Raw genomic sequence first — 13,024 nt, 5'->3', positions numbered from 1 at the left:
AATGTAGTTTACAAATGACTATTTCAAACGAAACCAAAGTTGGCGCCCTGACTGCTATCGCTATAGTTCTGCTCATTTTAGGATTTAATTTTTTAAAAGGAAAAAATATTGGTGGTAAAACCATGCACTATAAGGCCGTTTTTACAGATATTCAAGGCCTGGCCACCAGCAACCCGGTGGTGATCAATGGAAAGCAGGTTGGTAATATTAATAAAACAGATGGAGGCCGGGACATGCGCCGCATAATGGTTGACATCAATATGACGGAAGACGTGGTGATTCCTGATGATGCAGTAGCGATTATTAATAAATCTTTACTTGGTAATGTACAGCTGGATATCAGGCTTGGCAACAGTTCGTCTTACCTGAAAAACAATGACACTATCAGGACAATAGCGAGCGAAGACATTCTGGGTGATGCCATGAAAAAACTGGATCCTGTTTTATACCAGGTTACCAATGCGGTGAAATCACTCGATTCCTTACTTGTTACCGTGACCAGTGTATTTGATCCAAATTCAAAAAAAAACATCAGGGGTATGCTTGAAAACCTGAATAAGACAACGGCCAGCCTTGCCGTTTCATCTGCTTCTTTACAGGGTTTATTAAATGCTCAAACCGGGGCATTGGCAAAAACACTCGATAATGTAAGTTCTTTCACAGGCGCATTAAAAAATAATAATGAAAAATTGAATCAAACAATGAGTAATGTGGCAACTGCTACAGAAAAATTCTCTAAGCTTGATTTTGAAAAAACGCTGAATACTTTAAACGGTACACTCTCTGATCTGAAAGGCGCGGTAGGTAAGGTTAGCAGCAAAGATGGAACTTTGGGATTGTTACTAAACGATACCAAATTATACAATAACCTAAACGCAACCAGCAATAAATTAAACTTACTGCTGGACGATTTAAGGGTGCATCCAAAGCGATATGTCAATATCTCTGTGTTTGGCAAAAAAGACAAAAATGGCCCTTTGCTGATACCTTTGGCTGATACTGTCAATGCGCCATACATTATAAAGCCATAACAAAACGCAACAATTCTCTTTTTACTTTTTCTCCGGGTTAATCCATGTTACTTAACTGCAGACAATAACGATAAAACTTTGTGATACTGTTTGTAAATAAAAATAGAAATTGCAGGCGGCTAAAATTAAATGCGTTGAAATTAATATTTACACCCGGTTTATTTTGTTTGTTGCTTTTGTTTGCAGCAAATTTTAAGGCAGCCTCCCAGGTAACACCTCCTCCTCAACCCGGCAGTGACACCCTCAGAACAATCCAGATTATACAAGGTCAAAGCTTGCGGGAAAAAGCAATTGACACACTGACTACTTTAAAAACAATTGCTGGTAATGTTATTTTAAAAGAAGGACTAACACTTTTTTATTGCGACAGTGCGACGATCAACAGCCTTACGAATATCCTGGAAGCCTTTGGCAATGTGCATATCAATCAAAATGACAGCATACACACTTACTCGCAGTATCTTAAATATGTTGGCAAAGACAGAGTGGCTTTTTTAAAAAAAGACGTAAGACTGACTGATAAAAAAGGAACATTGTACACCCAGGATTTAGTATACGACTTAAAGTCGAGCGTAGGAACCTACACTACAGGTGGTAAAGTTGTAAACGGTACCACGGTTTTAACCAGTAACGAAGGGGTTTATTATGGAAGTACAAAAGATGTGTATTTTAAAAAGAATGTACACCTGGTAGATCCAAAATATGATATTGTAAGTGACAGTTTGCTCTATAATACACAATCACAGCTGGTAACTTTTATTACCGCCACAAAAATTAAAAGCAAAGAAGGGGGTGATATTTATACAAAAACAGGATCGTACAACCTGCAAAACGGCAAGGCTTTCTTCGGCAACCGTACCGTTATAAAAGATAGCACAAGGACCTATGTTGCCAACGATATTGCTTATGATGAAAAAAGCGGAATCGCCCAGCTGGAAGGCAACGCTGTTATAAGGGATAGTGTGAACGGTTATTCAATACTGGGCAACCAGATTTTTTCCAGCAAATTTGACCAGTCTTTTTTAGCCACCCGTAAACCACTTTTAATTTTTAAAGGCGAAGGTAAGGACAGTACTTTTATTGCCGCCGACACGCTGTTTTCAGGCGTAATAAAGCTTGATAAGAATGGTAACAAAATATTAAAAACAGACACGCTTAAAAATACTACCACCATTAATTTAAACGACTCAACCCTGGGAAAGGATTTGCAAAACAACAATAACCTGCCTAAAAAAACATTCGCGGATATTGACTGGCTGAAGCCGGTTACCCCGCTGCAAAAAGACGCAGGCTTTGTCTATGTAGTTCAAAAAAATGAGCCAACGCCTGCCGAAATTAAAATGAGCGCTGAAAATGCCAAAGAAGCGGCCCTTACAAAACGGGCTGATGCAGCAATTGACAAAATACGAAGTGAAGAGCTTGCCGGAAATAAATTCACCATCAATACTGATCTTAAAAAAGCGGCCGCCATCAAGCCAATGGACAGCCTGATTAACAGGGACAGTCTTTCCTTCAAACAAATTGCTACATCAGATTCTGTTAAAAAAGCTGCTGGCGTTAAAACCGCCAAAGACACAACCATCCGGTATTTTGAGGCCTTCCATCATGTCCGCATTTTTAATGATTCCGTACAATCTGTATGCGACAGCTTATTTTACTCCTCAGAAGATTCTGTTTTCAGGCTGTATCAAAAACCGCTCGTGTTCAATAATAAATCGCAGATAGCAGGTGATACTATCTACATGTTTACTGAAAATAAAAAAGCTAAACGAATGTATGTGTTTGAAAATGGCATCATCATTAATGAAGCCAACAAGCAAATGTATAACCAGATGGGTGGACGAACCATCAACGGTTATTTTAAAGATGGTACCATTGATTACATGCGGATAAAAGGCTCTCCTGCAGAAAGCATCTTTTATCCCCAGGACGATGACAGCGCCTATATAGGAATGAACAGAAGCAAAGGCGATGTGATAGATGTTTATTTTGCTGATAAAACGGTGAACAAAGTAAAATTTGTAAATGATGTGGATGGCACCCTCTATCCTATCCGTCAACGTCCCGAAGATCAAAAATTTTTAAAAAATTTCAAATGGTGGGAAAGCAGGCGGCCAAAGAACAAGTTTGAATTATTTGAATAACACACACAGATTAAATTTTCAGTCTCAACTTTTTTTTCTCCAAAAAACCGGTAAGCCGCACCACTAAAAAAGCAAAAACAACAGAGCGAAACAATCCGCCTGCATCATGGTTAAAAATTGCAGGGTAATGAAAATTAACCAGGTTATACAAAGAATACCAAAAATAAGGGACGAGGTAACAGGTAAGTGTACTGGTACCAGCAGGCCTTATAAAGTTAAACCAATGTTGTTTGGCTTTTATATCAACCAACCAGATGAGTGTTGTAAAAGTTAATATGCTTATTCCTGTACAAATAAAAACCCAGGCTGGTGTTGAATGAATTTTAGATATACCCTCTGCATAAGGTCTTATAATAACACCTGCAACGATCAGTGAAATACCAAGGGCCACAAAGGCAATCCTAATTGACCGGTCTTTTCGGCGATTGGTTAATTGAGCATACAAAACTGACAGTAACACGCCGCCCATCATTAAAGAAACTGATGAAGCATCACCGATGAGTGGTAAATTGAGTTTAATAAAACCCGTATGATCCGCCACATTAATGAACCCAGCGACAACATAGCCAATAAGCAGTAAATAAAAATTGCCTTTTGTCACCAGGTAAATAAAGGCGCTTACAAAATAGGCCCAGCCAATGATGCCCAATATTCCCCACCAATAAGGTTTCATGCCGGCAGCAGCATCTGGAGTGCCTCCTTTATACAATACGGCCATACCCAACAATAAAATTACGCCGCTCGCTATCAAATTAAACTTAATCATTCTTGAGACCTCTGACCGGTAATCAAGCCAGATCAAAAAGAAGGCGAGCGTAATTGCAATAATCCACAAAGGCTGCGGAAAGCCTGCAAGCGTGGCATTGTAATTTTCACTATTGACGTGAAAGAAACCCATTACTATGAGGGCAAAATATCTGCTGACAATATAAAAAAACACCTGTATAAAAGTAGCCCCCCGGCTTATCCGGTTGCCAATAGCAAAAGGAATGGACATCCCGGCGATAAAAAGAAATGCAGGAAAAACAGTATCAGCAAAGCCCAGTCCGTCTTCATCTGCGCCCATATGCCCTAACCAGGCCGGAAGGCCTGTGACACCTGAAGCGTCATTGACAAAAACCATTAGCAACATAGTGATTGCCCTGAAAACATCGATTGATTGCAGTCGTTTTAATAGTTGCGTTGTTTGCATTAATTAACTGTTTGGATTGCCGTTTATTGCCACTATTCAGCGCCTTTTATTCAAAAGCAGAATTTTAATGAAGCATAAATATTGGGTTACAAATTAAACCACTGTTACAAACCTCCGTCTTAAGTGGCGTGGATGATGTATAAATATATACATATTGTGGCGGAATGTATTGTTTACCTGGTTCTGCACAATTGTTAAGTGGCAGCCAGGCAGCAATGCTAAGATCACCAGTAGTTTGCAGGATAATTTTTTACAAAGCCTTAACAGCCCAATCCTCTCATGCGGCGTTACACCAATGTATTATTGCATGGCAATTTTTACGCGATAAAATATTTGTTTAGTTTATACAACCTTTAAAGCAATTATCATGAAAAAAATGTTTTTTGTTTGCAGTATCCTCAGCCTTTTTTCGCTGGCCGCAAGCGCTCAGGACTACAATAACGCGGTCGGTATCCGCCTCGGACCAAACTCGGCTAACATTTCACCGGGTTTTACCATCAAACACTTTTTAAATGAAACCAACGCAGTTGAAGGCATCGTTGGCGTGAGCAATGGTATAGGGTTGTGTGCACTATACGAGTGGCATCACCCGATTGAATCAGCTGAGCACCTGAACTGGTTTGTTGGAGCGGGCGGTTATGCAGCTTTCCGGTACAGCACCAGTTTTATTGGTGCCGCCGGTATAGTGGGTTTGGATTATAAATTTGAGCAAATACCACTGAACGTTTCTGTTGACTGGAAACCTGAACTAAACCTGATTACCAATGTAGGTTTTGAGGCAAGCGGTGTGGGTGTATCTGCCAGGTTTACTTTCTAAAAAAATGATTAAAACGGTTTGCAAAAAAGAAAGCCATTTTTTAATTCAATAAGCGCCGCGGTTTAATTACCATCCGATTAAATCCCTGGTTAAAAGAAATAAAAATAGCATTCCGTATGGCAAGCCATTTTGTTATTTTACTTTTACCAGATGAAAATATTTTCTGCGGAGCAAATAAGAGCATGGGACGCCTTTACGATAAAAGAAGAACCCATCACTGGCATTGACTTAATGGAAAGAGCTGCCGGCGCTTGTTCTGACTGGATCAGGAAAAACATAGCTACCTCCCGAAAAATAATGGTTCTATGTGGGCCCGGTAACAATGGCGGCGATGGGTTGGCAATTGCACGGCTCTTGCATAAGGCTAAATTCAAAGTATCAGTTTACCTGGTTGAAAGTACGAATTCCAGTGAAGCCTTTGGGGTTAATCTCCGGCGATTGAAGACTTTAAAAGTTGATGTGGTTACGCTCCACGTGGCAGCAGATTTTCCAACTGTTTCAAAAAATACAGTGTTGATTGATGCATTGTTTGGCACCGGTGTCAATCGGCCTTTAAAAAATCTTGCCGCTCAGCTGATACATTTTATCAACAAACAAAATGCAACTGTTATCAGCATCGATATGCCTTCGGGCCTGCCTGCTGATAATTGTGTCGATGATGGCGCCATTGTTAAAGCCACGCATACACTTAGTTTCGAAACATATAAATTGACTTTCCTGCTACCACAAAATGCGGTATACACTGGCAGCATTCATCTACTCTCTATCGGCCTGAGCAAAAAATATTATGAAAATACCAGTGCGGCTTTTATAAAAACAGATGAACAACTGGTCAGTCGTATATATAAACCCCGAAATCAATTTGCACATAAATATACTTTCGGTCATGCCCTTTTATATGCAGGCAGTAAAAACATGATGGGTGCTGCCGTGCTTTGCAGCAAAGCCTGTATCAGAAGCGGCGCCGGACTTGTAACAATTCATGTGGAGCCTGATTGCGAAGCTATTATTCACATCAGCCTTCCTGAAGCCATTACCAGTTCTGAAAAGGATGCTTCCAAAACCTGGATAAAAAAATCTGCTATCGCAATCGGACCAGGACTGGAAAAGTCGGATGGTAATACACAATTGCTAAATAAATTATTGGGTGAATGGCAAGGACCGTTGGTAGTTGATGCCACTGCCCTCTCGCTCCTTAATCCGCTGCTTACTAAGCTGCCGTTGCGAAAAACAACTGATTTGATCATTACGCCCCACACGGGTGAATTTGAACAACTGTTTGGAAAAACAGTCAGCGATTTGGAGCGATTGCAACTCGCCATACAAAAAGCGCATAGCCTTGGATGCTATATTATATTAAAAGGACACTATACTTTTATTGCCTGTCCCGAGGAACCGCATAATTTTAATACCACTGGTAATGCAGGAATGGCAACTGCCGGAACAGGCGATACATTAACCGGAATTATTTGTGGATTACTCTCACAAGGCTATGCAGCAAGAGACGCAGCAATTTTAGGAGTTTACCTTCACGGGCTTGCGGGAGATATTGCCGCAGACAAAATATCCCAGGAGGCTTTGATTGCAAGCGACCTGATTGACAATATCGGAGCTGCATTTTTGGAAATCAGCAAAAAAAAGCACCAGTAATTAGCTGGTGCCCAGTATTATAATTCAATACTATTAGTTCTTCTTCTTATTTTCTTTGAAGCGCAGGTCAGGTGTGCCGTCTTTCTTTTTAGGACCTGTGGTAGTCGCTGCCGCTTTTGCTTTATCCTTATTTTCCTTTAACCTCATATCCGGCGTTCCATCGGCTTTAAGACCATTTGCAGCAACAGGCTTTGTTTTATCCATTTTCACCACTTTAGCAGTTGCATCTTTTTTTACAACTTTCATTTCAGTTGGTTTTGTTGTGGTAGATTTTGCTGCAGTAGTTTGTGCTGTTGCAATACCCGCGAAACCTAACATCATACAGAAGGCGATCATTAATTTTTTCATAACTGTAAATTTTAATTTTTTAATTGTGATTCAAATGTAACCTTAATACAATAACAGTATGTTAGCCGCTTGTTAATTGCAGATTGATAAATACGGGTGGCTTTTCTATAACCGGGACTTGAAACAGACATCAGCGATTGTCGGAGATATGAAAACCCGGACATCTTTTTCACCTAAGTTGCCCCGTGCATGTGCCAGGGCTCCATACTAACCAGCCGCCCGCTGTTTTCAAGAAAAGGTGATTTTTAACTGTTTTTGAAGCAATTACCCTATTTTTGCCCTCCAAATTTTAACAATATATATTTATTATGGACAAATTGTTTTACGTAGTTCCTGCATTGGGCATTGTTGGCCTTTTGTACACTTTTATCAAGTTTGCCTGGGTATCCAAACAAGATGCCGGTAACGAACGCATGAAAGAAATCAGTACTTATATTGCTGAAGGTGCCATGGCTTTTTTGAAAGCCGAGTATAAAATTCTTACTTATTTCGTAATTATTGGCGCACTGTTGTTAGGTGTGATGGGTTACAGCAATGCCAACAGCCACTGGAGTATTTGCCTTGCATTTATTGTGGGTGCATTTTTTAGTGCGTTGGCGGGATTCATAGGTATGAGAATAGCTACTAAAGCAAACGTTCGTACAGCACAGGCTGCAAGAACAAGTTTAAGCAAGGCGTTGTCTGTTTCATTTACCGGTGGTAGTGTAATGGGTATGGGTGTTGCAGGTTTGGCTGTGTTGGGATTAGGCGGCTTGTTTATTGTTTTATATACCACATTTGTGGCCGGTTATACTATTGGTTCAGAAGAATACAGGTTAGCTCTTGAAAAAGCAATCGAAATATTGACTGGTTTTTCTTTAGGTGCAGAATCCATCGCATTGTTTGCTCGTGTGGGCGGCGGTATTTATACAAAAGCTGCGGATGTCGGTGCCGATTTAGTGGGCAAAGTAGAAGCTGGTATTCCCGAAGATGATCCCCGTAACCCTGCTACTATCGCAGATAACGTTGGTGATAACGTAGGTGATGTAGCCGGAATGGGTGCCGATCTTTTTGGCAGTTACGTAGCTACCGTTTTAGCAACGATGGTACTGGGAAGAGAAACTGCTGCTGCAGGTGATGCCTATGGTGGCTTATCCCCTATTTTATTACCGATGCTGATTGCAGCGATGGGTATTATTTTTTCAATCATTGGAACTTTCTTTGTCCGCATTTCTGAAACTGCCGGATTAAGTACACATAAAGTACAAAATGCGTTGAATATGGGCAACTGGGGCTCCATGGTGTTAACAGCGATCGGCTGCTATTTCCTGGTGAATTTCCTTATGCCCGAACACATGACTTTGCGCAATCACGATTTTACAAAAAATGGAGTATTTGGCGCTATCATGGTTGGTTTATTAGTAGGTGCTTTGATGAGTATCATTACTGAATATTATACGGCCATGGGTAAACGCCCGGTGTTAAGTATCATCCGCCAATCGGCAACAGGTCATGCTACCAATATCATTGGTGGCCTTGCAGTTGGAATGGAAAGTACCTTATTACCAATCATCGTTTTAGCAGGCGGCATTTATGGGTCTTATGCCTGTGCAGGTTTATACGGTGTGGCAATCGCTGCGGCGGGTATGATGGCAACAACTGCCATGCAACTGGCAATTGATGCTTTTGGCCCTATCGCAGATAACGCCGGCGGTATTGCTGAAATGAGCGAATTGCCAGCCGATGTTCGTGAAAAAACTGATATCCTTGATGCTGTGGGTAACACGACTGCAGCAAGTGGTAAAGGTTTCGCCATTGCTTCTGCAGCATTAACTGCCTTAGCTTTATTTGCTGCATTTGTAGGCATTGCCGGTATTGATGGTATTGATATTTATCATGCAGATGTATTGGCAGGTTTATTTGTGGGTGGAATGATTCCTTTTATATTTTCTTCTCTTGCTATACGTGCGGTTGGTGAAGCGGCTATGGCCATGGTGGAAGAAGTTCGCCGCCAGTTCCGTACAATTCCCGGAATTATGGAAGGTACCGGCAGACCAGAATATGATAAATGCGTGGCAATTTCTACAGAAGCCTCGCTTAAGAAAATGATGTTACCAGGCGCAATTGCCCTGTTAACGCCGATTGTAATCGGATTTATTTTTGGACCGGAAGTATTGGGTGGCTTTTTAGCAGGTGCTACCGTTAGCGGTGTATTGATGGGTATTTTTCAAAACAATGCCGGTGGTGCATGGGATAATGCAAAAAAATCTTTTGAAAAAGGAGTTGATATCAATGGCACCATGTACTATAAAAAATCAGATCCGCACAAGGCTTCTGTTACTGGTGATACAGTGGGTGACCCATTCAAGGATACCTCTGGCCCGTCAATGAATATTCTTATTAAATTAATGAGTATCGTATCATTGGTAATTGCCCCTACCCTTGCCAAGATACACCACGATAAAATTCAAGCGAACAGAAAGGCCCAGATGGAAACGATGAGAAAAATGGTTGGTGGCAATACAATCATTGAAGAAAAAATTATCAAAACCGGCGATAGTACAGGTGTAACAGTAACAGTTACAAATACAGTTAAAGGAAGCGTGAATGCCGATGGAGATTTTGTATACGATGCTGGAGCGATGGGCAAATTAAAACTGGCCGACGGAAATGAAATCACAGTTGGCGGAAACTCTGCGGAAAAGAAACTGTTTGATTTTATAACTGATGGCAGCAAATCAGTTGATAAAAATACCTGGTTCACAATGGATCGTTTGTATTTTGAAACAGGCAAATCCACCTTAAAACCGGCATCACAGGAGCAGTTGAAAAACATTGCGGCTATTTTAAAAGCCTATCCGGCAGTTGAATTAAAACTCGGTGGCTATACGGATAACAGTGGCGACTCTGCTACCAATGTTAAACTTTCCGGCGACAGGGCAACTTCTGCAAAAGACGAACTCGTGAAATTAGGCGCCACTGCCGCACGTTTAAGTGCGGAAGGTTATGGTGCTCAATTTCCTGTTTGTCCTGAAAACGATACCAAAGAGTGTAAAGCCCAAAACAGGAGAATAGATATTAGAGTTACCAAAAAATAATTTTCCAAAACTAACTGCAAACGGCCCCGGTGAAACACACCGGGGTTTTTATTTGTCCGTAAATGTGTGCTTGCTATATTTTATACATTCATCACCCGGATTTTCCGCTTGCGAAAATTTTGGTTTATTTAAGAAATAAATTTTTATATTTGAATACGAAAAAAATCGTATTATGACGCTGATAAAAAATACTAGGCCAACGGAAGGCGAGCTGGAAATATTACAGGTGTTGTGGCAAAAGCAAACCGCAACAGTAAGGGATGTACATGAAGAACTCTTAAAAGTGAAGGAAGCAGGTTATACAACAACTTTGAAACTGATGCAGATAATGTTTGAAAAAGGTCTTGTGACCCGTGACAGCAGCAGTAAAACGCATATCTATACGCCAGCGGTAACAAAGGAAAAAACACAGGATTTGTTTTTAAACCGGATGATCGATTCGCTTTTCGCCGGTTCCCCCGCCCAGTTGGTTATGCAGGCGTTGGGTAATCACAAAACTTCTAAGAAAGAATTGGAAGAAATCAGGAATTATTTAAACAGCATCTAATTTACAGGTGTTATGCAGACATCGTTTTTTGCAAATGCTTATTTTTTACAGTCTGTCGGTTGGGCCGTTGCCAATAGTTTTTGGCAAGCTGCTATTTTGTGGATTGTTTATCAGTCGGCCGCATATTCAAATAAAAAATTACCTGCCTTAATTAGATACCAGCTTAGTCTGTTTCTTATTTTTATTGCCGCTATATGGTTTGGTTTTACTGCACTTCAAAACTATTTACTGTTATCTTCCGCGGATACTATCTCTTCCCCTCAATGGTTACTACAGGTAGAATCACTGAACAAAATGCTTCCTTTTATAGCGGTTCTTTATTTTAGTATGCTGGGCTTCCATATTTTTCAATTTACCCGCCAGTATCTGCAGCTTCGTTTTGTTAGTAAAAACGGCCTCTTAAAAGCGCCCGCTGATATAAGGATGTTCACGGAAGGTACAGCCCTTCATTTAGGCATTAAAAAAAAGGTGCAGGTTTGGTTATCCAACCATGTGGATGTTCCATCAGTTACGGGGTTTATTAAACCTATTATATTGCTCCCTGCAGCAGTCATTAATCATTTAAGCACCGACCAGGTAAACGCTATCCTGTTGCATGAGATGGCACACATAAAAAGAAATGATTTCGTTTTAAACCTGCTGCAGTCATCTATAGCCCTCATGCTATTTTTTAATCCATTTATTGGACTGCTGAATAAAATTGCAAAACGGGAAAGGGAAAACTGTTGTGACGATTGGGTGATCAACTTTCGCTATAACCAGCTGGAATATGCCAAAGCGCTGTTGATACTGGAAGAACAACGGCATCAGCAATTGATGCTGGCAGTTTCCGCAACGAATGATAAAAAAATATTACTGCACCGGATAAAGAGATTATTTGAAGATCCAAAGGTGCAGATAAATATAAACCGGTTCCAAAAATTTCAGCTGGCAGGTTTAACCTTTATTATCTTGATCCTGATTGGTCTGCTTCCTTCCATCGCAAACAAACAGACAATACCAGGCAAAATTGCTGTAAGTGTAAAGCCTGCAGTATTACTCAATAAACAAAATGAGGATTTAGTCGCTAGCGAAAAAGAACATCCTTCACCAATAATTTACAGAAGTATTCCCAAAAAACCTGTTTCTCAACAAAAGAAAGTAACTGCTAAAAAACAATCAACCGAGAAAAAGCAGATTGCCAATACCGAAGATTATAATGTACTTGCAATGGTAAATGAAGATGCATTACCGGGCACAATAAGAGACAATGAAACAAAGCTGACAGTTGTCTCCAATAAAGAGAAGGATAGTCTGCAACACGCTCCCATATTTGTAAAAATAGAAGAAGAACAATCCGGTAAGAAACAATCCGTGACGTATTATTTTAAATTGAAGAAAGATGACGGTGGCAAGACTGATGTTAAACCCCTGCTTTTCATAAAGAAGTATACTACAACAAAGACTAAAAAGGCAATAAAGTCAGCTTCGCCTAAAAAAAGAATTACTACCTGATCCCGATTTATTCAATATAATTATCAGGCAGACGCTTTTTAAAGTAGGTGCAAATACAAAAGACCCGATAGAAATCGGGTCTTCGTTTACGAACCTAATTTGGTTCTGTAACCCCCAAAGAAAACATCTTGTTTACCAAGCACAAGCGGTTATTACCTGAGGTTGTTCTATAAACGTTACGGATTCCTTATTATTTTGTTAATTGGCTAATTTATTTGAGAAAGACCAAAATGTCTGGCACGTTTCCGCAATAGGATTTCATTTTTTTTGCAAATTAGAGACTATAGAAGTTCGGGATTCTTTAAAGTGAAAACAAGATACTTTTCTTCCATTTTTTTACAGTGATTTACTGAAAAAAGGATGGGCTTACCTGGAAAATAAACCTGGTGAAGTCTCCCTTTTTGAGCTGCGATTTGGGTCGTTTTTAAGAAAGGTTTTCCTTTATCACAGATTAAGAGTAGACAAAATCGATGCCTTTTATAATCCACATTTTTAAGCTCCATTAAGCTTTTTGTAATTCGCCGCAACTTGGCCTTTCCATTTTTTTCCAACCTCCTTAAACTTTTTAGCCTATACAAGTTACCAGGTAAATTGCAAACATATTATATTGTAATTTTTATAATATATTTTAGCTAACCCTGAAATTACAAATGCCGATTTCAATATTTTAATGTCCCGTTGTAAATTCTTCTTAACAAATACTTTAATTAGATGATATTATAAA

The 13,024-nt window shown here is 39.9% G+C and carries 9 protein-coding genes; 7 read left to right on the top strand and 2 right to left on the bottom strand.

Going from position 1 to position 13,024, the window contains the following annotated elements:
• The first annotated feature begins 14 nt into the window (after positions 1 to 14).
• Positions 15 to 1,031, top strand: a complete 1,017-nt coding sequence (locus QWZ08_RS14990) for an MlaD family protein (protein ID WP_290338273.1) — start codon at positions 15 to 17, stop codon at positions 1,029 to 1,031.
• 134 nt (positions 1,032 to 1,165) lie between these two features.
• Entirely contained in the window at positions 1,166 to 3,175 is a 2,010-nt protein-coding gene (locus tag QWZ08_RS14985) for an OstA-like protein (RefSeq protein WP_290338272.1), read from the top strand.
• A 10-nt stretch (positions 3,176 to 3,185) separates the two neighbouring features.
• On the opposite strand, the gene QWZ08_RS14980 is transcribed toward QWZ08_RS14985, so the two are convergent.
• Positions 3,186 to 4,367, bottom strand: coding sequence for a DUF5009 domain-containing protein (locus tag QWZ08_RS14980; RefSeq protein ID WP_290338271.1), 1,182 nt, complete (start codon positions 4,365 to 4,367; stop codon positions 3,186 to 3,188).
• A gap of 367 nt (positions 4,368 to 4,734) precedes the next feature.
• On the opposite strand from QWZ08_RS14980, the gene QWZ08_RS14975 reads away from it, so the two are divergent.
• Both QWZ08_RS14975 and QWZ08_RS14970 read left to right on the top strand, forming a co-directional pair.
• Complete coding sequence (locus tag QWZ08_RS14975) at positions 4,735 to 5,184, top strand: hypothetical protein (RefSeq protein WP_290338268.1); 450 nt, start codon at positions 4,735 to 4,737, stop codon at positions 5,182 to 5,184.
• Between the two features lie 150 nt (positions 5,185 to 5,334).
• Positions 5,335 to 6,834 (top strand): NAD(P)H-hydrate dehydratase, encoded by a 1,500-nt coding sequence (locus QWZ08_RS14970; protein WP_290338267.1) that lies wholly within the window; start codon positions 5,335 to 5,337, stop codon positions 6,832 to 6,834.
• Between the two features lie 33 nt (positions 6,835 to 6,867).
• Here the strand turns inward: QWZ08_RS14970 and QWZ08_RS14965 are convergent, their stop codons facing one another.
• Positions 6,868 to 7,182 (bottom strand): hypothetical protein, encoded by a 315-nt coding sequence (locus QWZ08_RS14965; protein ID WP_290338266.1) that lies wholly within the window; start codon positions 7,180 to 7,182, stop codon positions 6,868 to 6,870.
• A 308-nt stretch (positions 7,183 to 7,490) separates the two neighbouring features.
• Between QWZ08_RS14965 and QWZ08_RS14960 the strand changes: the two genes are divergently transcribed.
• From QWZ08_RS14960 to QWZ08_RS14950, 3 genes are all read left to right on the top strand, one after another.
• Positions 7,491 to 10,259: a sodium-translocating pyrophosphatase gene (locus tag QWZ08_RS14960; protein WP_290338265.1), complete on the top strand. Its 2,769-nt coding sequence runs from the start codon at positions 7,491 to 7,493 to the stop codon at positions 10,257 to 10,259.
• 172 nt (positions 10,260 to 10,431) lie between these two features.
• Positions 10,432 to 10,806, top strand: a complete 375-nt coding sequence (locus QWZ08_RS14955; RefSeq protein ID WP_290338264.1) for a BlaI/MecI/CopY family transcriptional regulator — start codon at positions 10,432 to 10,434, stop codon at positions 10,804 to 10,806.
• 12 nt (positions 10,807 to 10,818) lie between these two features.
• The gene (locus QWZ08_RS14950) at positions 10,819 to 12,300 is read left to right on the top strand and encodes a M56 family metallopeptidase (RefSeq protein ID WP_290338262.1); all 1,482 of its coding nucleotides are present in this window, start codon (positions 10,819 to 10,821) and stop codon (positions 12,298 to 12,300) included.
• Positions 12,301 to 13,024 lie beyond the last annotated feature (724 nt).

The organism is Ferruginibacter paludis (assembly GCF_030409685.1).
GTDB classification, from domain to species: domain Bacteria; phylum Bacteroidota; class Bacteroidia; order Chitinophagales; family Chitinophagaceae; genus Ferruginibacter; species Ferruginibacter paludis.
Note: the sequence above shows the minus strand (reverse complement) of the source record. Positions and strands in the feature narration are given on the sequence as shown.